The organism is Gordonia sp. 34D (assembly GCF_056682775.1).
Window position 1 is genome coordinate 2,940,877 of sequence record NZ_CM155293.1, and the last position, 24,393, is coordinate 2,965,269.

Below are 24,393 nucleotides of genomic sequence, written 5' to 3' on the forward strand. Positions count from 1 at the left end.
GTCAGACAATTTCCCCACACTCGGTTCGCGTCGCGTCGTACTCAGCGAACGACCCCAATAATGAGGAGCACTGTCGCGCCGATCATGGCCGGCGCAAGCGAAGCGAGCAGAAAGTCCACGACGCGCTCTTTGCCTGCCGACGCACGATGATCGCCGGTCGCGGCCGGAGCGAAGCGGCGTCCCGCACCCCAGAGTGCCCCCAACTGGGTTGCCAGCCAATTGGCGTAAGTCCCGTAGGCCAGAAGCACGACCGTCACGACGCCCCACACGTGAGGCATGTTCATTAGGGGCCACAGCAGACCTACAAGCATGAGGAACGGTCCGTTGGTCATGCCTTGGAGATGGCTCGCCACACCCATGCGCGGGTTCTTCGACGCCGGGACCGCCAAACCGGTGATGAGCCCGAGAAGAAACAGAACCAAGCCGAGGACGACCAGTAACTCCTGCATCTATCTACGGTAATGCGCTTTTCCCGCGTGGGATAGACATTTTCCTGGGGACAAGACCCATCAAAATGCCTGGTGAGTCCCACTTCTCTCATCTCGGACAATTTGGTGGCTTACACCCGGTTCAGCACCCGTAATGCCATCCGATCGGGGTGTCTATTGTGATCGAGCAGCACAAATAGGTCACGATGGATAGGTGAACACCGACGCCGCCGAGGGATCGGCGCCCGATACTGACCGATCGCGCCTCTATCCGAGGGTCACGAGTTTCCGCTTCCGACGCGGCTCGCTCTCCGATGGGCAGAAGCGCAATTGGGAGACCCTGTGGCCCCAGTTGGGCCGGGACCTGCTCACGGGCCCCGAGCGCGTCGACGAACCAGAACTCGACGCGCCCGCCTGGTTTGGTCGCACCGCGCCCCTCATCATCGAGGTCGGCAGCGGCACCGGTATCTCGACCGCAGCGATGGCGGAAGCCGAACCCGACGCCGATGTGGTCGCCGTCGAGGTCTACCAGCCGGGACTGGCTCAGCTGGTCGGTCTCGTCGACCGCGCGGGATTGACGAACGTCCGCATGATCCGTGGCGACGCGACGGTTGTCTTCAGCGAACTCGTCGAATCCGATTCGCTGACCGGCGTCCGCGTATTTTTCCCTGATCCTTGGCCCAAATCGCGGCATCACAAGCGGCGTTTCCTGCAGTCCGGGACCATCGAACTGATCGCCGATCGACTCAAGCCCGGCGGCGTCCTTCACATCGCCACCGACCACGCGGACTACGCACTGTGGATCGCCGAACTGCTGGCGACGCAACGCGCTGACCGCCCCCACGTGGTCCCCCTCACCTTTGACTCCCCGATTCTCCTGGAACGTCCGACCACCAAGTTCGAAGGTCGTGCCCAGGTGGAGGGCCGCGAGGTCAATGAGTTCGTCTACGTGAAGCCCATGCGCGCCGAGGAGAAATCATGACCACCGACTTCGCCGAGGCAGTTTCCGGCGCCAGCACCGTTCCCCGATTGCTGTTGGTGTGGGATGCCCCCAACATGGACATGGGTCTCGGTGGGATTCTCGGCGGCCGTCCGACCGCGGCGCACCGACCGCGATTCGACGCACTCGGCCGCTGGATCCTGAAGCGCAACGCGGCGCTCGCCGCCACCCTGCGCACCGAGGTGGAACCCGAAGCAACGGTCTTCACCAATATCGTTCCGGGCAGTGCCGACGTGGTGCGGCCCTGGGTCGAGGCGCTCCGCAACGTGGGTTACGCCGTCTTCGCGAAGCCAAAACTCACCGAAGACAGCGATGTCGACACCGATATGCTCGATCACATCCAAGTGCGACGGTATACACCTGGCCTCGCCGGAGTGATCGTCGCCTCAGCGGATGGACAGGCCTTCCGCGAGCCGCTTCTGGAGATTGCCGCCGAGGGCATTCCGGTCACCGTGATCGGCTTCCGTGAACACGCCAGTTGGGCCGTGACCTGCGATGATATCGAGTTCATTGACCTCGAAGAGATCCCCGGCGTGTTCCGCGAAGCGCTGCCGCGAATCGGGCTGGATTCCCTGCCAGACGAGGGTGCCTGGCTGACCCCGTTCCGCCCGTTGAGTGCGCTGTTGAAGTAGGCCGCGCCCCCAAACCTGAATCGTCAGCGACGTTTTCTCAGTTAACACTGAAACAATTGGGCTTTCGGTCCCCGCAAGAGGAAGGACACCGGCGTGTTCGGATCCATCGGCTCATTCGTCTACCGAATGCGTTACACGGTTATCGCCGTCCTCGTTGCCCTCATGGGCGGCTTGGGCCTCTACGGCATCAACCTGCCCCAGTATCTGTCGCAGAGCGGCTGGTTCGACCCGACGTCGCAGTCGGTGGTGGGCGCGCAGATTGCCGACCAGGCTCTCGGCCGTGATCACAAGTCCGATGTCATTCTGCTGATCACCCCACCGCAGGGGACCACCGTCGACGATCCGGCGTTCGGCGCCAAGATCGAAAACATCATCAACGACCTGACCAGCCAATACCCGGAGATCGTCAGCCGCGAGACCGGCGACGGGCACGCGGGAATCATCGATCCGTTCGATACATCGGGCGGCGGTGCGGGCGCCACGGCCGCCAAGATGAAGCAAGACCGAATGTGGACCGCCGATCGAAAACACGGCTTCGTCTCCATCGGTGTGGCTGGCGACGACGACACCTCAATTCTCAATAACTACAAAACCATTGAGCCCTTCTTCGACAACCTGGCTGGCAAGTACGACCTCCCCGGTACCACCTTTGAACTAGCTGGTCTGCAGCCGATCGCCGGGTCCATGAGCAAAGGCATGGACGAGGACATCCAACGTGCCGAACTGATTGCACTACCGCTGGTCGCGATCATGCTGTTCTTTGTTTTCGGCGGCGTCGTAGCGGCAATTCTGCCGGTGTTTATCGGTGGCCTCACCATTGCCGGGTCGCTCGGCATCATGAAGGTCCTCGCACAGCTCACCGAGCTCAATATTTTTGCCCAGTCGGTCGTCACCCTGATCGGCCTGGGTATCGCGATCGACTACGGCCTCTTCATCGTGAGCAGATTCCGAGAAGAGTTAGCCGAGGGTTATACGGTCAAGGCTGCGGTTCGAAGAACTGTGATGACCGCCGGTCAGACGGTTGTTTTCTCGGCGACCATCATCGTCGCTGCCCTCGCCTGCCTGCTGATGATGCCGCAGTCGTTCCTCAAGTCAGTCGCCTACGGCGCGATCGCCTCGGTCGGCCTCGCCGCGCTGCTCTCGATCACGGTTCTGCCTGCCATTCTCGCTGTCCTCGGGACCCGCATTGACGCCCTGAGCTTGCCGTTCCTGAACCGCACCAAGACGCGGGAAGAAGTGGAGAACGGTTTCTGGGGTCGCCTGGCGGGCTGGGTCATGAAGCACCCGATGAAGACCGCCGTCCCCACCGTTCTGCTGCTCCTCGCGCTCATCATCCCGTTCGGCAACATCGCGTTCGGCGGCATGACCGAGGCCTACCTGCCTCCGGACAATGCGAACAGGCAGGCGCAAGAATCGTTCGACAAGTACTTCCCCACCGAACGCACCGAAGACCTTAAGATCGTCGTCGTTTACGACCAGAACACCGACGACGCGGCAGGCAAGATCCAGACGATCGCTGACGAAGCGAACAAAATCCCGGGATTCACCAAGTCGTTTTCCCCGTCCGCCGACGAAGGCGCCCTCGAAGGGATTTGGGGCGACGAAGAAAATGGGCTCGGCGTCACCCAAATGTCGGCTGGCCTGCTCGAACGCGAAACCGCGCCCGAGGCGATCAAGGAACTCCGCGCCATCGATCCCCAGGGCATGACGGTCTACATCACCGGTATGCCAGCGCTGACCCAGGATTCCATCGACTCCCTCATCACCCGGTTGCCGATAATGGCCATCCTCCTGGTTCTGGTGACCGGGCTGCTGATGTTCCTGGCATTCGGTTCGGTAATCCTGCCGATCAAGGCCGCTCTGATGACCGCCTTGGGGCTGGGATCCACACTCGGCATCCTGACCTGGATCTTCATTGATGGCCACGGCTCGTCGATCGCCAACTTCACCCCGGGACCGCTCTTTGCCGCGGTTCTGGTGCTGATCATCGCGATTATTTACGGCCTTTCGACGGACTATGAGATATTCCTGCTGTCCCGCATGGTCGAAGCCAGACAGCAGGGCGCGTCGACGACGGAGGCGATCCGCGTCGGTACTGCCCACACCGGCCGCATCATCACGGCTGCGGCCGCGATCCTGGTGGTGGTGACGGGCGCGTTCGGACTGTCGGACATCGTGATGATGAAGTACATCGCGTACGGCATGATCGCCGCCCTCATCCTCGATGCGACCGTGATCCGCATGCTGCTGGTGCCGTCGATCATGAAGATGCTGGGCGATGACTGCTGGTGGTCGCCTCGATGGATGCAGCGCTTGCAGCAAAAGATCGGTCTCGGCGAGACGATCCTGACCGACGAACCCAACGACAAGCGGCCGGACTACTTCGAGTCGCTGCCGGGCGGTACCTCGGGCGGAGTGGTCGCGGCTGCCGAAGCGCCAACCACCGCCATGCGGATGCCCGCCGCGGTCTCACCGCGCAGTGTGGCCGGTCAGGCCGAACCGCGCGGCGCTCGCCGCGGCCCGGTGCCCCAGCCCACCGCGGACAGCACCCTCGATGAGCTTGTCGACGACGCCGTGGCGCCGGCGGCTCCCCGACGGCCCAAACGCAGTGAGTCTGGTCCGGATACCGGTTCCTGGAAGTTGGGCCAGGGCGGCGTCCGCCAGGCCGCCCCCGAGCAGCCAGCACGTCCGCGACCGCAACCGCAACCGAAGCCAGCACCCGCACCCGCCACGGCACCGCGACCGGCCCGTCGGCCAGTGGGTGCCCCGACACCGCAGCGGCGGGTTCCGCCACGTCCGGTAGTCACGCAGGCGCAGCCTCAGGCGGCGGCCCCGGTCCCACCAACTCCCCGGCCGACACCCTCGGCCCCGAAGCCAGCCCCTGCCCCCCAGACTGCTTCTGCCCCGCAGACTGCTTCTGTCCCGCAGCCTGCCCAGGCCCCTAAGCCGTCCCCCGCGTCCAAGGCCGCACCAAAGTCGGCACCGACGCCGCCTCCTCGACCGGCACCAGCACCGATACCGGCACCGACACCGCCGCCTGCCCGCGAACTCCGTCCGGACCGCGGCGACACTGGCACACAGATCAGCGTGCAGGATCTGCTGCGCCGGAGTCGGTCAGAACAGTCAGACGACAAGTAGGACCGTTCTTACTCGGCAGTTAAGCTGATGACCATGCCTGACGACGACGCCCCAGACGGCACCGGAGAAGTCGCTGGGGACAATCCATCGAAAGCCAAGTCTTCGCGCCCCTGGCGCCGGTGGCTTAAATGGACACTCATCGTCGTTGTCCTGGGGATCTTGATCGCCGAAGGCATTATCATTTGGCCCCGACTCGCCGAGTCCTGGGCTCAGGTCGATCAGATCCGGTGGGAGTTCGTAGTCCTGTCGATCATCGCCGCACTGCTGTCAATGGACAGCTTTGGGCACGTCCAACGGGTTCTGATGCGATCGGCTGGCGTCCGGGTACGACAGCGCGAGTCGCTGGCGGTGATCCTCGCCTCGAACGCGGTATCGCAGACTATGCCCGGCGGTCAGGTGTTGGCACCGGCGTTTATTTACCGCGAGTCACGCCGGTGGGGTGCCACCCCTGTCGTCGCGTCGTGGCAGTTGGTGATGTCCGGGTTGCTCGCCGGTGCGGGCTTGGCGATGCTCGGCCTCGGTGGCGCCCTCCTCGCTGGTGCAAAGACCAGCCCCTTTTCGGTGATTTTCAGTGCGTCCGCGCTAATCGTGTTCATCGCGATTGTCCAGTACATGGCCAGTCACCCGCAGGTCCTCGAAACGATCGCGGCCCGACTACTGTCGTGGTTCAACGACCTGCGCGATAAGCCTTCCGACTACGGTGCCGACAAGCTTCACCAGGTCATCAACCAGTTGCAGGCGGTTAAACTCGATCGCCGCCACGCGCTGAGTGCCTTCAGTTGGAGTCTGTTCAACTGGATCGCCGACGTGGCCTGCCTGGCCGCAGCTTGCTACGCGGTCAACGCACATCCATCAATTCCCGGCTTAATGGTCGCGTATGCGGCGGGCAAGGCCGTCGGGACCGCCGTTCCGCTGCTGCCCGCGGGCATCGGCGTGGTCGACGGAGTCCTGGTCGCGGCGCTGACTTCTGCGGGGATGTCACTCACCGACGCGGTGACCGCCGTGCTCATTTACCGCATCGTCAGCTACGTCATCATCTCGGTGATCGGCTGGGTCATCATCGCCATCCGGTACCGCGGACGATTCCAGACTGGCCGCAGCCTCGAGGATGAGATGGCCGAGGACACCACCCAGGCCAATCCCGTGATTAATCCCGACTCGATTAATCCCGATGACGCACCGGGTACCGCGTAGCTGTCACCGCGGTCGCTACGGTGGAGGGCATGAGTGCCACCACTTCGCGTTTCGCGACCCCGCTGGTCGCCGATGTCGTCGCCATTGCGGTTTTCACCATCATCGGCCGCGCCAGCCATGAGGAAGCCCTGTCGGTCACCGGGTTTTTGACGACGTTTTGGCCGTTCCTGGTCGGTGCCGCGATTGGTTGGGTGATCACCGCGGCAGTGCCAGGTGGCCGTAGCTTTGCCCCCGCTGCCCTCTGGCCAGCGGGTGTGGTGGTGTGGATTTCGACGGTCGTCTTCGGCATGGTCTTGCGCGCCGTCTCCGGGCAGGGCACGGCGCTGCCGTTCGTCATTGTCGCCACCCTCGCAACCGGCCTACTCCTCCTCGGCTGGCGCGCGGTGGCGTTAGCGGTGTCGCGCCGCACCGCGAGCTCGGTGTGAGGTACCGCTAGCTCAGGTTGAAGTACTTTTGGGCCACTTGAAGGGCGGCCGTACCGGACTTGGCACCCTCGCAGTAGACCACGATCACTTTGCCGCCCTGCGTGCCGACGAACCACCCGGGTCCCTGCGGCCCGTTGGTGCCGACGAGCGCCTTCAGCCCGGGAGCCTTCGTCAGATCGCTGGCGTCGCCGGTCTTGGCAGTCTGGGTCATCGCCGCCCGGATCGCGGCCATCACGCCATCATCGAGCTTGCCCATCTCCGCGGACACCTTGGTTTCGACGCCCTTAATGAGGGTCGGCGCTGCTCCGTCTTTCCCAGCGGTTGATCGTTCGACCGCGACCCCCAAAGCCGCCATGCTCATCATCGACGCCGTGAAGTCGGCCGGGTGATAGGCGGCCGCAGCCACTCGGGGTTGGGCGCTCGCAGGCAGGCTCACACCGGGTGCCGTGAACTGCACACCCAGGCCCAGCGAATGCAAGACTCCGGTGGCAGTTTTGTCGTCGCCGCCCTTGCCCGCTTTGTCGATGGCGGCGAAGACCGGATCCAAGGTGGTGCCCACCGGATAGGCGATGCCTGCTTCGGTCTTGGCCTTGGCTGCGGCGTCGTTCTGGGCCATCGCCAAGATGGCACCGGTCTGTCCGTTCAACGTCATGATGGTCGCTGGCTGAGCCACTTCGACGGCCGCATCCCCCAGGGTCAGCTGTTCGTTCTGGTTAATCGTGGTGAGCACATCGGGCCCGGCACCACCCTGGTGACCTGCGAGTTTCTGCGGCGGGGTGCCCGGTACCACCATCTGGACCTGCCAACCGGCCGTCGCATCGCGGATGGCGTTCCAGTAGTTCGTCAGGCCGTCGGCCAGCGGGGTGGTGAGGCGGCGGTCGGACATCACGAGCATGCCGGTCTTATTGACACTGACACCGGCGATGCGCGACGGGTCCGAACTCAAGACCTTCAGATCTTCATCCCGCAGGGTCACGACGGTGACTTCTTGACCGGGCGAGGCAGCGAGCTTCCCGTTAATCACGTTGACGGTGACCAGGGGCGCGGCTGGTGCAATCGCCGCGGCCAGGGCCCGAACGGTCTTGTCGAGGTTCTTGGTATTCGCCGGGTCGACGGTGATCTGCGCTACCGGTTCCATCTGCATGAATGGCTTGCCGCTCGCGCTGCGGACGGTGGGGGCGGGCTTGGCGTCGGTGCGGATCTCCCGAAGGCGACCGTCTGCGGTCAAGCCGGTGTACAGCAGGCCTGGGTCCCACTGCACTTTCCACCCGGACGACAATCGGCGCGCCGAACCGGCGGTCTTCGTTTCGAAGCTGTGGTCGGCCCAGTTCCATTTGGTGTTGAGGGTAAAGGAGGCGCTGCCGTCGCTGTACTCGACGAGCCGCGACGGAGAAACCGAGACATCGCGGGCGTGCATGCCGGCGAAGGTCACGCCGAGCGACTCCGAGGCCTGGCTCGGTGACGTCGTCATTTCCGCAGCGCCCTGCGTGTCCTGTCTGCCCATCGCGTCAGCGAACGCACCGACTGCGCGTGAAGCATCGGTTGCGTTGTCCGAAGAGCACCCGGCCATCGACAACACGACGGCGAAGGACGAGACCGCTGCTATCACTGCGCGTCGACGCCTGAAACCCATAGTCCCAATTATCACTCTATTCCCACCCGTTTCACTGGCCCCACGCTAGCTTTCTAGAAACTATGTGGTCACAATCCGACAACACCCACGGTTTTCCCGTGTTCCCCAATGTCGCGGATACTGGAATTATGACCTGGTCAATCACCCGTTCCGCGGAACGCGCCCACACCGAAACGCCATGGTTGCGATCTTCACATTCGTTCTCATTTGGTGACCACTACAACCCAGCCAACACCCACCACGGGGTCTTACTGGTGCAAAACGAGGACATTGTTACCCACGGTGAAGGTTTCGATATGCATCTGCACGCCGACACCGAAATCATCACGTGGGTGTTATCCGGATCTCTCGTCCACCAAGATTCCGAAGGCAATTCCGGCGTCGTCTACCCGGGCCTCGCTCAACGTATGAGCGCAGGCACCGGCATCCTGCACTCCGAACGCAATGATTACGCCGAGACCGGCGAGGACGACGTTCACTTCGTCCAGATGTGGGTGATGCCCGACGAGTACGGCCGCGATCCCAGCTACGAGCAGTTCGACCTCGCAGGCGAACTCCAACCGGGCCGACTGGTCCCCGTCGCCTCCGGTGCACCGACCGTCGACGCCGCAATCCGCATCGGCAACGCCGGCGCCACCCTGTCGGCAGCCCGATTGTCCGCCGGTGACCGAATTGTCGTCCCGACTTCCCGCTTTACGCATCTGTTCCTCACACGCGGCAGCATCGAGGTCGACGGCGAGACATTGAATACCTCAGATGCCCTACGCGCCGAGGATTTTGGCGGGTCGAGCCTTCGCGCTATCACCGACGCCGAGGTATTGATTTGGAGCATGGATAAGCGCCTCGGGGAATAGATCGCCGCCAGATGACACTATGGAGAGCGTGACTATCGAGCAGACCTCCGGGCTCGACCTCGAGTGGGTCGACAACTCCGTCCGAGCAGCAGATGACCTCTTCACCCACGTCAACGGAAAATGGTTGCGCGAGCACCAGATTCCCGACGACCGCAGTATCGATGGTGCCTTCCACGTGCTGCGCGACAACGCCGAAGCTGATGTCCGGACCATCGTCGAAGAATGCGCCGACAGTAATCCCGAGGCCGGGACTCCGGCCGCCAAGATCGGCGACCTCTACACCTCGTTTATGGATACCGACCGCATCGAGGAAGTCGGCATCGCGCCGATCGCCGATCAGCTGGCTGCCATTGCCGCCATTGCCGACGCCTCCGAACTCACCCGCCTGCTGGGCCAAATGCAGCGCGACGGTGTTGGCGGGCTCTTCGGCATGTACGTCGACACCGACTCGCGGCAGTCGGACAGGTACCTGGTCCACGTGTCGCAGAGCGGGCTCGGACTGCCCGACGAGTCGTACTACCGCGAAGAAAACCACGCGCAGACGCGCGAGGCCTACCGCGCGCACATCGCCGCCATGTTGGCGCTCGCCGAACTCCCCGACCCGCAGGCACAGGCTGACGCCATCTTCGAGTTGGAAACGGCAATCGCCGCCAACCACTGGGATGTGGTGCGCCGTCGCGATGCCGAAGCGACCTACAACTTGCGGACCCTCACCGAGTTCACCGAATTGGCCAGCGGATTCGACCTCGGGGCCTGGCTCACCGGCCTCGACGCCGGTGCCACCTTCGACGAAGTGATCATCGGGCAGCCGTCGTTTATCGAGGGGGCTGCCGCGCTGCTGGCTTCGCAGCCGCTGGAGTCGTGGAAGAGCTGGCTGTCGTGGCGGCTCTTGCGGACGGTCGCGCCGTACCTGTCGAGCGCTTTCGTCGACGAGAACTTTGCGTTTTACGGCCGCACGCTGACCGGCGCCGAAGTGATCCGTGATCGCTGGAAGCGCGGCGTGCAGTTCGTCGAAGATGCGGCCGGTTTTGCGGTCGGCGAGGTGTACGTGCAGCGGCACTTCCCGCCGGAGGCCAAGGCCCGGATGGACGAGTTGATCGCAAATCTGGTCGCGGCGTACCGCCGTAACATCGTCGATCTGCCGTGGATGACGCCCACAACGCGAGAGAAGGCCCTCGCGAAGCTGGAGAAGTTCACGCCGAAGATCGGCTACCCCGCCAAGTGGATCGACTACTCGACCCTCGAGGTGGATCCGACGGACCTGATCGGGAACTCGCGTCGTGCCGCAGCATTCGAGACGGCACGCGAACTCGCCAAGATCGGTCAGCCAGTCGACCGTGACGAGTGGTTCATGACGCCGCAGACGGTCAATGCCTACTACAACCCCGGCATGAACGAAATCGTCTTCCCGGCCGCCATCCTGCAGCCGCCGTTCTTCGACCCGAATGCCGACGATGCCGCCAATTACGGCGGTATCGGTGCGGTGATTGGCCACGAGATCGGTCACGGCTTCGACGATCAGGGCGCCAAGTACGACGGTGACGGCAACCTCGTGGACTGGTGGACCGACGACGATCGTGCCGAATTCGGCAAACGCACCACCGCCCTGGCCGCCCAGTACAGCGAGTTCACGCCCGAGGGATTGGACGAAAAGTACAAGGTCAACGGCGAATTCACGCTCGGCGAGAACATCGGCGACCTCGGCGGATTGTCGATCGCACTGGTGGCCTACCAAATCGCACAGGAGCGGTCGGGCGAACAACCGCGAGTGATCGACGGCCTTACCGGCGAGCAGCGCGTCTTCTTCAGTTGGGCGCAAATCTGGCGAACCAAGACCCGCGATGAGGAAGCGATTCGTCGCCTCTCGATCGACCCGCACTCACCGCCTGAGTTCCGCTGCAACGGAGTGATCCGGAACGTAGATGCCTTCTACGACGCCTTCGACGTCAGTGAGGGGGACGCGCTGTATCTGCCGGAGGACGAGCGGGTTCGGATTTGGTAATCGGCTACGCTGATTCGCACCTCAGATAGGTCACACATTCGGCCGAACAGACTACAGACAGGCGCCGTCGTGCCCTGTTGAATTTTAGTCACCCGTTCGGCCAACAGACCGCACACCGCTGAGCAAGGTGCCAGAATGGCTGCGAACCCTCAACTCCCGATTCTCTTTCGCGGAACAGCCGAGTGGGAGGCCGCATGCCTGGCGTTCAACGCGGCAGCCATTCCCTCACCGGACATTGCCGTGACTCCACGACACGCCAGCGAGGTCCAGTCCGCCGTCCGGCATGCCGCCGAACTGGACATCCCGGTGTTCCCGCACGCTACCGGGCACGGAGCCGCGCAACCGGTGACAGCGGGCATGTTAATCAATACGGCGGCACTCAATTCGGTCAACATCGACGCCGACCGGGACACCGCCACCGTTGGCGCGGGCGCGCGTTGGCAGCACGTCATCGATGCCGCCGCACCATTTGGACTCGCCCCCCTCAATGGGTCGTCCCCTGACGTCGGCGTCGTCGGCTACACCCTCGGCGGCGGGATGGGGCCAATGGCACGCACCTTCGGCTTTGCCGCCGATCACGTGCGGTCGTTCCAGATGGTTGACGCCGGGGGCGATCTCCGCCAGGTTGACGAGGAGCACGACGCCGACCTGTTTTGGGCCATGCGCGGAGGCAAACTACCAGTCGGCATCATCACCGAGATCACATTCGGCCTGATGCCGATTAAAGATGTGTACGGCGGCGCGATCTTTTTCCCCGGCGACCTCGCGCCCCAAGTGATGCACGCCTTCGGCGAGTGGGCACCGTCATTGCCGTCGAGCACCACCGCGTCCATTGCGCTCCTACGACTGCCCGACGCCGACGATGTACCACCGCCCTTGCGCGGCCGACTCAGCGTGCACCTGCGCTACGTCCACGTCGGCACCGACGTGGACGGTGCCCGGCTCCTAGCGCCCATGCGGGCCGTCACGCCACCGATTGCCGACATGGTGGGGCGGATGCCCTACACGCAGATCGGCTCTGTCCATCAGGACCCGACTGAACCAATGCCCGCTTGGGACAGCAGCTGCCTTCTCGGCGAACTAGCGCCCGCGACCATTGATGCCATGCTCCAGGTTGCTGGACCGGACTCCAATGCGCCGCTGATCATCGCCGAGTTCCGGCTTCTCGGTGGGGCCCTCGGTGACGCACCCGCCGTCGATAACGCTGTCTCCGGGCGCGGTGCGCCTTTCCTTGCGTGTGCGATCGGGCCGTATCCGCCGCCATTGCGCGAAGCGGTCGACGCCGTCGGCGGTGCCCTGATGACCGCGTTACATCCGTGGTCGATCGGGGCTCAAGCGAACTTCCCCGACCGGGTGGTCGCGCCCGGCGACCACACCCGCGTGTGGTCTCCCGACGTATTGGACCGCCTCCGCTCAGTGGCTGCCGCCACCGATCCGGAAGGGCGATTCGGCGCATCGTGGTGACGATTGACCGCAGTATCGGCCAGTCGGACCAATCCGGCATCGTTGGTGCCCGCAAGGGAATAGCGTCGAGGCAAGCCAAACAACGTTGCCGGGAGTGATCTACCGTGACTGCTATTTCTCCAGAATCTGATGTGCGCCAAGGGTTTACTTCGCTCCGTGCGGGTGGCATGAACTGGGAGTCGTTCCCGCTGAGACTGTTCACCAAGGGCAACGCGAAGACCTGGAATCCGGCAGCAATCGACTTCACGCAAGACGCCAAGGATTGGGCCGAACTCAACGACGAGCAGCGCCGCAGTGCCACCTACCTGGTTGCCCAGTTTGTGGCAGGCGAGGAGGCCGTCACCCAGGACATCCAACCGTTCATGTCGGCGATGTCTGCCGAGGGCCGCTTCGGCGACGAGATGTACCTATCGCAGTTCTGCCTCGACGAGGCCAAGCATGCGCAAGGCTTCCGACTCTGGATGGATGCCGTCGGTCTCACCGAAGACCTGCACCCGTACGTCTCGGAAAACCCGTACTACCGTGAACTCTTTTACGAACAGCTCCCCCAGTCCCTCCGGATTTTGCGGACGGACCCGTCGCCGGTCAATCAGATTCGCGCCAGCGTCACCTACAACCATGTCATCGAAGGCAGCCTCGCTTTGACCGGCTACTACGCGTGGCGTCGCATCTGTGTCGAGTCTGGGATCTTGCCGGGTATGCAGCAACTGATCGGCAGCATCGCCGAGGATGAGACTCGCCATATGGCGTGGGGCACGTTTACCTGCCGCCGACATATCGCCGCCGACGATTCCCTTTGGCAGGTTGCGATGGATCGCTTCGGCGAATTGGTGCCGACCGCCATGGAAATGATCAAGTGGGTCAACACCCAGTTCGACGAGCAGCCCTTCGGCATCGACAACGAGGTCTTCCTCGCCTACGCCGCCGACCGCGCGCAGCGCCGACTGCACGCCATTGAATCGGCTCGCGGGCGTCCCGTCGAAGAGATCGACGTCGACTACAGCCCGGTGACCTTGGAAGAAAAGTTCAACGCCGAGGACGCCGAAACGTTAGCCCAGGCAGCGACCAGCTAGACGGCCCTGCTCTTAGACTGTCCTGCTCTTAGATCGCCCTGCTCTTACTCTTAGATCGCGCTGCCTTCTTGCCACTGCTTCCAGGACAGTTCCCAGTCGCCGTAGGTGTCCCACACCGGCAGGGGCGGGCCGCCCGAGTTGGTGACCTCAACAACGTCGCCGAGGCCGAAGTGGTCGAACATCCACTGCGAGTCGGCCGGGCTGAGATTAACGCATCCGTGCGAGACGTTGGCACTGCCCTGTTGACCCACGGACCACGGTGCCGAATGGACAAATTCGCCGTCGTTGGAGATGCGGAGGTCGTTGTAGACGGTTTCGCGGTAGTAGCCGGGATCACCCTGGCAAACGCCGTACGTGCAGGAGTCCATGACTGTCTGGGCGGCCTTCTCGGAAATCACGTGCGGGCCGTTGTGTGATGGGTTGTTGGGTTCGCCGAGACTCATCGGCATCTGCTTGACCTGTTGGCCGTTGTGGAACACGGTGAGCAGCTCAGTGGAACCGTCGGCCTTGGCGACCCAGGAGTCGTGGACGGTGTAGTCGACGGACGTGTCTTCCGCGCCGTAAACCCCGTCGCCGAGGTCGACGCCGTAGATCTTGGCTTCCATGTGGATCTTGGTGCCGGCCTGCCAGTAGTTGGGGCCGCGGTAGTGAACATTCTGGTCGTCGATCCAGTACCAGGATCCGGGCTGAGCTGGCGTGGTGGTGACGGTCAGCAACTTCTGGACGGCCGCCTTGTTTTTCACCGGCTGGGTGAACTGGAAGACGAGCGGTTGACCGACGCCGATGCCGACGCCGTCGACCACGTCCGGCGACGGGATGACATTCGCGTAAGCGGTGGTTGCGGGGTCGATGGTGGTGACAGTAAACGATTTGGCGGTGGGCTTCTTGTCGGCGTTTACGGCGGTGGCGTTAACCGTGTAGGTGCCGCCGTAACCGAGGTCTTCGCTGGTCGTCCAATGCGTTGCGGGTCCATCGAGGCCGCCCGCGACGTGCTTGCCCTGCGCGTTGGTGACGGTAACGGTCGTCAGTTTGCCGCCGACGGCGTCGACGACGATCGGCGTCGTCGGGTTGATGGCTTTGCCCGTCGCAACTGGAACGGTGACTTGAGCCAGTGGCGGCGGGGGCGGCGGCGCGCTGCTGCACGCGCCGACCAATAGTGCCGCGCCGATCAGGCCTGCGGCGGCTGCCAATGACTTCCGTCGGTTCAACGTGGTCCCCTCGAAAACGTGTTTTCACGGCGCTGTGGCACCGACCACCAATTGTCCTCCGAAAATCTGTGAATTTTTACCGTCGGCGGCCAGAACTTTATTTCCCGGCGTCGACTGCGGCGAGGGTTACGCCGGTGATGGACGCTGCCGCACCTGCCATGACCAGCACCGACGGCCACGCGCCGAGCTTTTTGGCGAGGGGATGTGAGATTCCGAACGCGCCGAGGTACGTTGCCGACAAAGCGCCCGTAACCGCCGCGCCACGCGGCAACCATCGACGTCCGGCGGCCGCACCGGCTGCGGCGAGGACGACCCCGCCGAGTGGCCGTTTTCCGGAGTATCGAGCGGCGGCGAAGCCACCAATCAGACCGGCGGCAACAAGTGGGACGGAGGCATCTATTTGCATGTGTCCAGAGTACGACTACCACCGAACTAGAACGCGTTCTATTGTGGATGCATGGACGTGACTTATGAGGGAACCAAGCGTGAGATCAGCACCGACCAGGGCGTGATCCGCTACCACGAGGCTGGCGAGCAGAACTCTGACGTGTTGATCTTGCTGCACGGCTCGGGTCCGGGCGTAAACGGCTGGCGTAACTACCGCGGCAACCTGGGATTCTTCGCCGAGACCCATCACACCTTCATCGTCGAATTCCCGGGATTCGGTGTCTCCGACCCGGTCGAAGGCCATCCGGTGATGACCGCTGGTGCTTCGGTGATCCGGTTCATGGATGCGCTCAACATCCCGTCAGCTGCCATGGTCGGCAACTCGATGGGCGGCGTGGTCGGCATCAATCTGGCCATCAAGTACCCCGAGCGCGTCGAGAAGCTTGTGACCATTGGCGGCGTCGGCCCCAACATCTTTAGCTCGAGCCCGTCCGAGGGCATTCGCCTGCTGCAGGAGTTCACCGACACCCCCGACCGCGACAAGCTCCTCCGCTGGCTCAACTCGATGGTCTGGGACCGCAATGTCGTCACCGACGAGCTGATCGAGGAACGCTGGGAAGCTGCCAACGATCCGGACGCCCAGAAGACCGCCGCGATGATGTACGGCTCAAAGGCCTTCGCGATGATGCAGCAGTACCAGGCCAATGCTGATACCCCGCCCTACTGGGCCATGATGCACAAGGTGAAGTGCCCGACGCTGCTGACCTGGGGTCGCGACGATCGCGTGAGCCCGCCCGATATGTCGCTTGCGCCGATGCGCTTGATTCCCAACGCCGAACTCCACATCTTCCCGAACTGTGGTCACTGGGTGATGATCGAAGCCAAGGACGCCTTCGAGTCGTCCGTCCGGGCCTTCCTGCAGCGCTAACCCCGCCCGTTCCCGCATGATGCGTCGATTCCCGCTCCATGTCAGACATGGAGCGGGAATCGACGCATCATGCGGGAACGACGGCGGCGGCGCGGTTTGGTCGAAAGTCAGGCAGATTGCGCCGCACTGATTGCCGGGGCCAGGACCGAAGCGAGATCGTCGGCGGCGTCACCGTCGGCGTCCGGATCCGGTGGCATCGACACGTAGCTCAGTGCCATCCGAGTAATCATCCGAGCAATCCGACCCGCCGGAATCGCATCAATCGCCACCCACGATTCGACGAGGATCCGCTCAATCCGGGCGCTGCCGCGTTCAATGATCGGTGCCGAGTCGGTCGTGATGAGCTTCAGCAGGTCCGGCTTCGCCTCGCCGCTCAGCAATGACTGGATCAGCGGATCGTCGGCTGCCCTGGCAAAGAACTCGGTGAGACCCGCGCGCAAGGCACCGTCGATGTCTCCGGCGTGCGCTTCGAAGGCCGTGCCGATGGCGCCGGTGAACTCGTCGGCCAGCCGCAGCGCATAAGCCTGAGACAGGCCGGCGCGAGAGGCGAACTCGTTGTAAACGGTCTGCCGACTCACTCCCGCCTGCCGTGCGACGTCGGCCATCGTGACCTTGGCCCAGTCCTTCTGACGGAGCAAAGTGCGCAGACCGTCGAGCAGCGTGCGACGCAACAACTGCTTGCTGGCTTCAGCGAAATTGCCCGCCTCGGACGGTGCTACAGGTGCGCTCACACAGTCGAGCCTAGTGCCAGTGCCTCGGTGATCTCCGCGCGCGCAGCCCGAGCGGCGGCGGCGCGGCCGATAGTGACGGCCCCAACCAAAGCTCCGTCGACGTGGGTGAACACCGTGGCATCGCCGTCTGCTACCGATCCGTCGATGCTGATTTCGCCGTCTTCGGCAGGCCAGCCGACCATCTGGACGTTGACGCCGTACTGGATAGTCCAGGCTCGCGGCACGTCGACGAACGACGGCGCGGGCTCACCAGCCAGATCGGCGAGGACCGACAATGCGACGGCCTTCCCCTGATCCGTCGCCCCGAACCAATGTTCGCCTCGGGCGGGCTGCCCAGTTCTCAAGTCCGGAAGCGCCGCCGCGTCGCCCGCCGCGTAGATGCCTGGCACATCGGTGGCGAGGGACGCATTCACCTCGATACCGGTGGGCCCCACGCTCACCCCCGCCGAGTCGGCCAAGGCCACATCCGGCAGCGCCCCGATTGCCGCGACAACCGTGCCGACCAGCATGGTGCCGTCTTCCAGTTGCACGCGCGCGGCATCCACCGACGATGCCGCAGTACCGGTGCGAAGCCGTACCCCGTGACTGGCATGCAAGCTCGCGAAATAGTCGGAGACGACGGGCGGCACAACTCGGCCGACCACCCGATTACTCGCCTCCACTACGCTCACCTGCATCCCGTGGGCCGCAGCCGAGGCTGCCAATTCCAGCCCGATGAGCCCACCCCCGATAACGACGAGCCTTTCCGATTCCCGTAGACGATCACGAATTGCGAGCGCATCGTCGCGGGTCCGCAGGGTCGCAACATCGTTAAGCCACGCAGGCCGCACGGGCTGGCCGCCGGTCGCGAGGATAAGCGCGCGGTAACCAAGCGCGCTGCCGTCATCGAGCGTCACGGTCCTCGCCTGCGGATCAATGGCGGTGACGCGGACCCCGCCGCGGACGTCGATCTTCTTCTCGGCCCACGACTCCGGCTTGGCCAGCGCAATTCGCGCTTCCGATAGGTCCGCCGCCAACAAGTCTTTCGTCAGTGCCGTCCGACGGTACGGGAGGCCGGGTTCGGCACCGATCACGGTAACGGGACCGTCGAATCCCCGGGCACGCAGCGTCGTCGCGGCCGTCGCCCCAGCGGTCCCCGACCCGACGATAACAATCCCGGGCCCGTCCACCCCGGTCTCGGCACTCATGCGCGTGCGACCTCGGCCATTTCGAAGTCCGCTTTCGCCGCGCCGCAGTCCGGGCAGCTCCAGTCATCGGGAATGTCGTCCCAGCGAGTGCCAGCTTCGATGCCGTCTTCGGGCCATCCTTCGGCTTCGTCGTATTCGAAGCCGCACTGCATGCAGCGGAACAGTTTGTAGGCGGTCGTTGAGGCGGTCATGTCATTCTCCGATCAGGTCAAAGTCGAGCTTTTCGCGGACCCCGCAGTCGGGGCAGGTCCAGTCGTCGGGCACGTTGGCCCAGGGCGTGCCCGCCGGAAATCCTTCACGCGGGGCGCCGGCGGCTTCGTCGTAGGTGTAGTCACAGACTTCGCAGCGATACTTGCTCATTTCAGTTCGCCTGCCCGTACTGGGCGACGATCTTTGCCCGCTTGCTGGGCTGCACATTCACCTGGGTGATGTCGCCGTCGTAGTGGGCGAGAACGCGCTTGTCCATGACTGCACGCCAGATCGGCGGGAAGTACGCGAGGGTGATCATGCTGGCGTAGCCGCTCGGCAGGTTCGGCGCTTCGTCGAAGCTCCGCAGCGTTTGATACCGGCGCGTGGGATTGGCGTGATGGTCACTGTGTCGCTGCAGGTGGTAGAGGAAGATGTTGGTGCAGATGTGATCGGAGTTCCAACTGTGCTGCGGGGTGCAGCGAACGTAGCGGCCCCGATCGTTCTTCTGCCGCAGCAACCCGTAGTGCTCCAGGTAATTGACGGTCTCCAACAGTGAAAAGCCGTAGATGGCCTGGATGGCGACGAAGGGCAGAATCTGCCAACCAAAGATGGCTGCCATAGCGCCCCACAGGACGATCGACATGGCCCACGCGTTGAGGACGTCGTTGCTCGGGTGGAACACCGAACGATCGAGGCGCTTCATCCGGGCGGCTTCCAGTTCCCACGCCGACTTCAGGCTGCCAAAGACGCTGCGCGGCAAGAATGTCCAAAAGTTTTCACCGAATCGCGAGCTTGCCGGATCTTCAGGAGTGGCAACCCGAACGTGGTGCCCACGATTGTGCTCAATGTAGAAGTGTCCGTAGAAAGTTTGGGCGAGCGTGATCTTCGACAGCCAGCGTTCGAGGCTGACCTTCTTGTGGCCCAACTCGTGGGCAGTGTTGATACCGATGCCGCCCATGGCGCCGATGGAGAAGGCGAGGCCGATCTTTGAGGCTAAGCCGAGGCCGCCGTCGATGCCGAGCCAACTGAGATCGTTTGCGGTCCAGAGGTAGCAGGCGAAAACGACGCTGAGCATCTGGAACGGGATGTACGCGTACGTGCAGTAGCGGTAGTACTTGTCGTTCTCGAGTTGTTCCATCAACTCCTCGGGCGGGTTTTGCCCGTCTGGCCCGAAGAAGATGTCGAGGATCGGGAGCAGTCCGTAGATCAGGATGGGGCCAATCCACCACCAGATCGGGGACACGGTTCCGAGCCACGCCCAATCGAGCGCGCCCGCCGCCCAGTTCATCAGCGCCACCAGTCCAGCGGCGATGAAGACGGCGGTCGGCGGGATCAGGCCCAGCATCCAAAGGTGCCGCTTCTTGTCGCGCCACTGCGTGACGTCTGGTGTGTGGTCGATCGTCGGATTCGCCATGTCTTCCTCCTGGTCCGGCGAGGCTCTCTCGTTCCTTGACATTAGACGTTGATACGTCCCCTGTCTAGACATTCAGTAATTATTTGTAAAGTGCGCGTCTTCACACTTTTGTCCAAGCTCGGGCATAAAATCGACTTCATGCGGTACTCACGGTTCGTCGCGATTGGCGATTCGCAGACCGAAGGCATGAACGATGGCGACCCCAAGTCCGGCTATCGGGGCTGGGCGGATCGGCTCGCGGAATCACTCGCGGCCACCAATCCGGGGGTGCGGTACGCCAACCTCGCGGTCCGTGGCAAGACCACCCACGATGCCCTCATCGAGCAGTTGGAGCCGGCACTGGCACTGCAACCCGACCTCGTCGCGGCGCCGCTCGGCATGAACGACGTCATCGGCGGCAGCAACCTCGCCGACGTCCACCACGATCTCGACCAAATCTTTGGTCGCCTCGTCGACTCTGGGGCGACGGTACTGGTTTCCACGTTTCCGGACATCGCCAGACTCATCCCGTTCGGCGGACGAATCCGAAACCGACTCGACGACCTCAACGCCATGACGCGCGAGTTCGCGCACACCTACGACCTGACGCTCGTCGACCTGTTTTCCGCTCCGGTCCTCACCGATCGACGATCGTGGTCGTCGGACCGGTTGCATGCCTCAGCATCCGGTCACGACCGTTTCGCCGCCGGTGCCGCCTACGCCCTACGACTGCCGGGGAGTTCACCCGATTGGGGTCGACCGCTCCCCTCCTTGCCCGACCCGAACCCCCTTCTCCGCACCGTCGACGACGCCCGCTGGGTCGTCGAATTCTTCACCCCCTGGATCATCCGCAAACTTCGGGGACGGTCGTTGGGCGACGGTCGTGCCCCGAAGCTCCCGGAGTTGATAGAGGTCGCCATCGATTTGGCGGTGGATGTCGATAACTCGCGCTAGGGGTCGGTCGCTATTGCCCCCTAGCGCGATTGGGTTACGCCCGATGCGAGGATCAGGCACCCCAGCATGCAAAACGGCCCCGACCGGACATGTCCAGTCGGGGCCGTGCTGCGTAAAGAACTACTTGACGAGGTTCTCGTTCGTCAGTGCTTCGACGCCAGCTTCAGCCTTCTCCACCAGCGAGGCCGGGGGCAGGAAGTTGTCGCCGTAAGCTGCGGCCAGTTCCTTGGCACGAGCGACGAAGCCGGCAACGCCACCTTCGTAGCCGTTGATGTACTGCACGACGCCACCGGTCCAGGCCGGGAAGCCGATGCCGAAGATCGAACCGATGTTGGCATCCTCGACGGAGGTGAGGACACCTTCGTCGAAGCACTTCACGGTCTCGAGAGCCTCAGCAAAGAGCATGCGCTCCTTCATGTCCTCGAGCGGGATCTCCGTGGTGCCCGACTTGAAGTGCTCGCGCTGGCCCGGCCACAGCAGGCCACGCTTGCCCTCTTCGTCGTAGTCGTAGAAGCCCTTGCCGTCCTTGCGGCCGGTACGACCGTTCTCGACCATCCAGTCGATGACCGGGTACGAGCCGTGAGGAGCGGGGGTACCACCGGCAGCAATGATCGCGGCCTCGGTTTCCTTGCGGATCTTCTGCGGCAGCGTCAGCGTCAGCTCATCCATGAGCTGCAGCGGCGGGGCCGGGTAACCGGCCTGGCTGCCAGCCTGCTCAATGAATGCTGGCTCGACGCCCTCACCGACGGCAGCGACGGCCTCGTTGATGAAGGTGCCGATTACGCGGCTGGTAAAGAAGCCGCGGCTGTCGTTGACGACGATCGGCGTCTTGCGGATCTGCAGGGTGTAGTCGATCACCTTGGCGAGCACTGTGTCCGACGTCTTCTCGCCCTTGATGATCTCGACGAGAGGCATCTTGTCGACGGGGCTGAAGAAGTGGATGCCGATGAAGTCCTCGGAGCGCTTGACACCCTCGGCGAGGATGGTGATCGGCAGGGTCGAGGTGTTGGAGCCCAGAACGGCGTCGGGTTCGACGATGTCCTCGATCTCCTGGAAGACCTTGTTCTTGACCTCGACCGACTCGAATGCGGCCTCGATCACCAAGTCGACGCCAGCAAAGTCGGCCGGATCCACAGTCGGGGTGATGCGGGCGAGGAGGGCATCGGCCTTCTCCTGCGTCTGCTTGCCGCGACCCACAGCCTTGGCCTCGAGCTTCTCCGAGTACGCCTTGCCGCGCTTTGCTGCGTCGAGGTCGATGTCCTTGAGGACCACCTCGATGCCAGCCTTCGCCGACACGTAGGCGATAGCCGCGCCCATCATGCCTGCGCCGATAACGCCGACCTTCTTGGCTGCGAACTTCTCGATGCCCTCGGGGCGCGAGCCGCCACCGTTGATGTGCTGCAGGTCGAAGAAGAACGCCTTGATCATGTTCTGCGCGACCTGACCGGTCACCAGCGACACGAAGTAGCGGGTCTCAACCTCGTCGGCGGTGTCGACGTCAACGTAGGCACCTTCGATAGCGGCGGCCATGATGGCGCGCGGTGCAGGCATGTTGGTGCCCTTGAGCTGCTTGCGCAGCAGTGAGGGGACGGCGGGCAGGTTGGCGGCAACCGACGGGTTGGTCGGTGCGCCTCCGGGCATCTTGTAGCCCTTGACGTCGAACGGCTGCTGCGCTTCCGGGTTTGCCTTGATCCACGCCTTGGCTGCGGGGATGAGCTCGTCGATGGTGCCGACGACCTCATTGATCAGGCCCGTTTCCTTAGCCTGAGCGGGCTTGAAGCGGGTGCCCTGAAGCAGGACACCCATGAGTGCCTGCTGGAAACCGAGGAGACGGACGGTACGGACAACGCCGCCGCCACCGGGGAGCAGGCCGAGGGTTACCTCGGGCAGACCAAGCTGGTTGCCCTTGACGTCGGCAGCAATGCGGTAGTGGCAGTGCAGCGCGATTTCGAGGCCACCGCCGAGGGCGGCACCGTTGATCGCGGCGACGACGGGCTTGCCGAGCGTCTCCAGGCGACGAAGGACCTTCTTCATGCCGTTGGCGCGCTCGGTGATCGAGGTCGCGATCTCGGCCTTGGTCTGGTCCTTCGGCGGGTTGCTCATGTCCTTGAGGTCACCACCGGCGAAGAAGGTCTTCTTCGCCGAGGTCAGGATGACACCGGTGATGTCGTCCTTCTCCGCTTCCAGGCGGTCGACGGTCTCGGCCATCGAATCCCGGTAGAGGTTGTTCATGGTGTTGGCGCCCTGGTTGGGGTCGTCCATCGTCAGGATGACGACGCCGTCGGCGTCCTTCTCCCACGAGATCATGTTCTGAGTCATGGTGTTAAGTCTTTTCCTTGGAGTTCCGGGGCGATCAGAGACGCTCGATGATGGTCGCGACGCCCATGCCGCCGCCGATGCAAAGGGTGACCAGGCCGTAGCGGCCGCCGACGCGCTCGAGCTCGTCGAGGGTGCTGCCCATGATCATGGCGCCGGTGGCACCGAGGGGGTGGCCGAGTGCAATGGCGCCACCGTTGATGTTGACCTTCTCGTGCGGAACCTTGAGGTCCTTCATCCACTTCATGACGACCGACGCGAAGGCTTCGTTGAGCTCGAAGACATCGATGTCGTCGATGGTCAGGCCAGCGCGCTTGAGGGCGAGCTCGGTGGCCGGGGTGGGGCCGGTCAGCATGATCGACGGTTCGGAACCGATCTCGCCGTAGGAGACGATGCGGGCGCGAGGGGTCAAACCATTGCGCTTGCCCGCTGCCTCGGAGCCGACGAGCACCAGGCCGGAGCCGTCAACGATGCCCGAGCTGTTGCCGCCGGTGTGGACGTGATTGACGCGCTCCACGTTGGGGTACTTCTGCAGGATGACGTCGTCGAAGCCTGCCATGGCAGCGAGTCCGGCGAACGCCGGCTTCAGCTTGCCGAGGCTCTCGACGGTGGTGCCGGGGCGACGGTGCTCATCGTTGTCGAGGAGAGTCACGCCGTTGATGTCGGTGACCGGAATAATCGACTTCGCAAAGCGACCTTCGTCCCAGGCCTGCGCGGCACGACGCTGCGACTCGGCGGCGTAGCCGTCGATGTCCTCGCGCGAGAAGCCTTCAATGGTGGCGATCAGGTCGGCGCCGATGCCCTGCGGAACGATGTAGCTGTCGAAGGCGGTGGCGGGGTCCATGAAGAGTGCGCCGCCGTCGCTACCCATCGGCACGCGCGACATCGACTCGACACCGCCCGCGAGGACCAGGTCGTCGAAGCCCGAGCGAACCTTGGCACCGGCGAGGTTCACCGCTTCCAGACCAGAGGCGCAGAAGCGGTTGATCTGGGTGCCGGGAACAGTCTCGCCCAGACCCGAAGTAAGGGCTGCGGTACGCGCGATCACGGCACCCTGCTCGCCGACTGGCGAAACGACGCCGAGGACAACGTCGTCGATGTCCTTCGGGTCGAGGTTTTCGTGACGTGCCAGGAGTCCGTCGATCAGACCGGAAACGAGGTCGATCGGCTTGACGCTGTGCAGCGAGCCGCCGCGCTGCTTGCCACGGGGCGTACGGACCGCCTCGTAGATAAATGCTTCGTCGGACACGGGTGTTC

The 24,393-nt window shown here is 63.6% G+C and carries 22 protein-coding genes; 11 read left to right on the plus strand and 11 right to left on the minus strand.

The genetic code is table 11. The features are described 5' to 3' along the window. Positions 1-41 precede the first annotated feature (41 nt). Positions 42-449 carry a hydrogenase gene (locus tag AC1L34_RS13675; RefSeq protein ID WP_424322702.1) on the minus strand — a complete coding sequence of 136 codons (408 nt, stop codon included), beginning with the start codon at positions 447-449 and terminating at the stop codon, positions 42-44. A gap of 193 nt (positions 450-642) precedes the next feature. Between AC1L34_RS13675 and trmB the strand changes: the two genes are divergently transcribed. The 5 genes from trmB (at position 643) to AC1L34_RS13700 (ending at position 6,817) form a co-directional block, all read left to right on the plus strand. After that, entirely contained in the window at positions 643-1,410 is a 768-nt protein-coding gene (trmB, locus tag AC1L34_RS13680; RefSeq protein WP_424293779.1) for a tRNA (guanosine(46)-N7)-methyltransferase TrmB, read from the plus strand. Next, positions 1,407-2,060, plus strand: coding sequence for an NYN domain-containing protein (locus tag AC1L34_RS13685; protein WP_424293778.1), 654 nt, complete (start codon positions 1,407-1,409; stop codon positions 2,058-2,060). Before trmB ends, AC1L34_RS13685 begins: the two co-directional genes overlap by 4 nt. A 93-nt stretch (positions 2,061-2,153) precedes the next feature. Next, positions 2,154-5,198, plus strand: a complete 3,045-nt coding sequence (locus AC1L34_RS13690) for an MMPL family transporter (protein ID WP_424322701.1) — start codon at positions 2,154-2,156, stop codon at positions 5,196-5,198. A gap of 33 nt (positions 5,199-5,231) precedes the next feature. Continuing rightward, a complete protein-coding gene (locus AC1L34_RS13695) occupies positions 5,232-6,392 on the plus strand; it encodes a lysylphosphatidylglycerol synthase transmembrane domain-containing protein (RefSeq protein ID WP_424293928.1) in 1,161 nt (386 codons plus the stop codon). Between the two features lie 29 nt (positions 6,393-6,421). Then, positions 6,422-6,817 (plus strand): DUF3054 domain-containing protein, encoded by a 396-nt coding sequence (locus AC1L34_RS13700; RefSeq protein WP_424293929.1) that lies wholly within the window; start codon positions 6,422-6,424, stop codon positions 6,815-6,817. Positions 6,818-6,824: 7 nt separating this feature from the next. Here the strand turns inward: AC1L34_RS13700 and AC1L34_RS13705 are convergent, their stop codons facing one another. Further along, on the minus strand, positions 6,825-8,321 hold the full coding sequence (locus AC1L34_RS13705; RefSeq protein ID WP_480034842.1) for an NTF2-like N-terminal transpeptidase domain-containing protein: 1,497 nt from the start codon (positions 8,319-8,321) through the stop codon (positions 6,825-6,827). Between the two features lie 257 nt (positions 8,322-8,578). On the opposite strand from AC1L34_RS13705, the gene AC1L34_RS13710 reads away from it, so the two are divergent. From AC1L34_RS13710 to AC1L34_RS13725, 4 genes are all read left to right on the plus strand, one after another. After that, positions 8,579-9,304 carry a pirin family protein gene (locus AC1L34_RS13710; RefSeq protein ID WP_424293931.1) on the plus strand — a complete coding sequence of 242 codons (726 nt, stop codon included), beginning with the start codon at positions 8,579-8,581 and terminating at the stop codon, positions 9,302-9,304. 19 nt (positions 9,305-9,323) lie between these two features. After that, on the plus strand, positions 9,324-11,306 hold the full coding sequence (locus AC1L34_RS13715) for a M13 family metallopeptidase (RefSeq protein WP_424322700.1): 1,983 nt from the start codon (positions 9,324-9,326) through the stop codon (positions 11,304-11,306). Between the two features lie 135 nt (positions 11,307-11,441). Then, entirely contained in the window at positions 11,442-12,770 is a 1,329-nt protein-coding gene (locus AC1L34_RS13720) for an FAD-binding oxidoreductase (protein ID WP_424293933.1), read from the plus strand. 104 nt (positions 12,771-12,874) lie between these two features. Then, positions 12,875-13,843: a R2-like ligand-binding oxidase gene (locus tag AC1L34_RS13725; RefSeq protein ID WP_424293934.1), complete on the plus strand. Its 969-nt coding sequence runs from the start codon at positions 12,875-12,877 to the stop codon at positions 13,841-13,843. A gap of 50 nt (positions 13,844-13,893) precedes the next feature. On the opposite strand, the gene AC1L34_RS13730 is transcribed toward AC1L34_RS13725, so the two are convergent. After that, complete coding sequence (locus AC1L34_RS13730) at positions 13,894-14,997, minus strand: L,D-transpeptidase (protein ID WP_424293937.1); 1,104 nt, start codon at positions 14,995-14,997, stop codon at positions 13,894-13,896. Positions 14,998-15,148: 151 nt separating this feature from the next. Continuing rightward, positions 15,149-15,457, minus strand: a complete 309-nt coding sequence (locus AC1L34_RS13735; protein ID WP_424293935.1) for a hypothetical protein — start codon at positions 15,455-15,457, stop codon at positions 15,149-15,151. 51 nt (positions 15,458-15,508) lie between these two features. On the opposite strand from AC1L34_RS13735, the gene AC1L34_RS13740 reads away from it, so the two are divergent. Beyond that, a complete protein-coding gene (locus tag AC1L34_RS13740) occupies positions 15,509-16,366 on the plus strand; it encodes an alpha/beta fold hydrolase (RefSeq protein WP_424322699.1) in 858 nt (285 codons plus the stop codon). Positions 16,367-16,473: 107 nt separating this feature from the next. Here AC1L34_RS13740 and AC1L34_RS13745 read toward each other — a convergent pair whose 3' ends face one another. Genes AC1L34_RS13745 through AC1L34_RS13765 form a run of 5 tightly spaced genes read right to left on the minus strand, consistent with a single transcriptional unit; the run spans position 16,474 to position 19,887 of the window. Next, on the minus strand, positions 16,474-17,097 hold the full coding sequence (locus AC1L34_RS13745; protein WP_424295829.1) for a TetR/AcrR family transcriptional regulator: 624 nt from the start codon (positions 17,095-17,097) through the stop codon (positions 16,474-16,476). Then, positions 17,094-18,284 (minus strand): NAD(P)/FAD-dependent oxidoreductase, encoded by a 1,191-nt coding sequence (locus AC1L34_RS13750; RefSeq protein WP_424295827.1) that lies wholly within the window; start codon positions 18,282-18,284, stop codon positions 17,094-17,096. Before AC1L34_RS13750 ends, AC1L34_RS13745 begins: the two co-directional genes overlap by 4 nt. After that, on the minus strand, positions 18,281-18,475 hold the full coding sequence (locus AC1L34_RS13755; protein ID WP_424295825.1) for a rubredoxin: 195 nt from the start codon (positions 18,473-18,475) through the stop codon (positions 18,281-18,283). The genes AC1L34_RS13750 and AC1L34_RS13755 overlap by 4 nt, the downstream gene beginning before the upstream one ends. Before the next feature lies 1 nt (position 18,476). Beyond that, positions 18,477-18,644 carry a rubredoxin gene (locus tag AC1L34_RS13760; protein WP_424295824.1) on the minus strand — a complete coding sequence of 56 codons (168 nt, stop codon included), beginning with the start codon at positions 18,642-18,644 and terminating at the stop codon, positions 18,477-18,479. A 1-nt stretch (position 18,645) separates the two neighbouring features. After that, positions 18,646-19,887, minus strand: coding sequence for an alkane 1-monooxygenase (locus tag AC1L34_RS13765; RefSeq protein ID WP_424295822.1), 1,242 nt, complete (start codon positions 19,885-19,887; stop codon positions 18,646-18,648). A gap of 138 nt (positions 19,888-20,025) precedes the next feature. Here AC1L34_RS13765 and AC1L34_RS13770 point away from each other — a divergent pair, with 138 nt between their 5' ends. Then, positions 20,026-20,820 (plus strand): SGNH/GDSL hydrolase family protein, encoded by a 795-nt coding sequence (locus AC1L34_RS13770; protein ID WP_424293847.1) that lies wholly within the window; start codon positions 20,026-20,028, stop codon positions 20,818-20,820. A 120-nt stretch (positions 20,821-20,940) separates the two neighbouring features. Here the strand turns inward: AC1L34_RS13770 and AC1L34_RS13775 are convergent, their stop codons facing one another. Together AC1L34_RS13775 and AC1L34_RS13780 are read right to left on the minus strand one after the other, a co-directional pair. Next, the gene (locus AC1L34_RS13775; protein WP_424322414.1) at positions 20,941-23,139 is read right to left on the minus strand and encodes a 3-hydroxyacyl-CoA dehydrogenase NAD-binding domain-containing protein; all 2,199 of its coding nucleotides are present in this window, start codon (positions 23,137-23,139) and stop codon (positions 20,941-20,943) included. Between the two features lie 34 nt (positions 23,140-23,173). Beyond that, the gene (locus AC1L34_RS13780) at positions 23,174-24,385 is read right to left on the minus strand and encodes an acetyl-CoA C-acetyltransferase (RefSeq protein ID WP_424293849.1); all 1,212 of its coding nucleotides are present in this window, start codon (positions 24,383-24,385) and stop codon (positions 23,174-23,176) included. Positions 24,386-24,393: the final 8 nt, after the last annotated feature.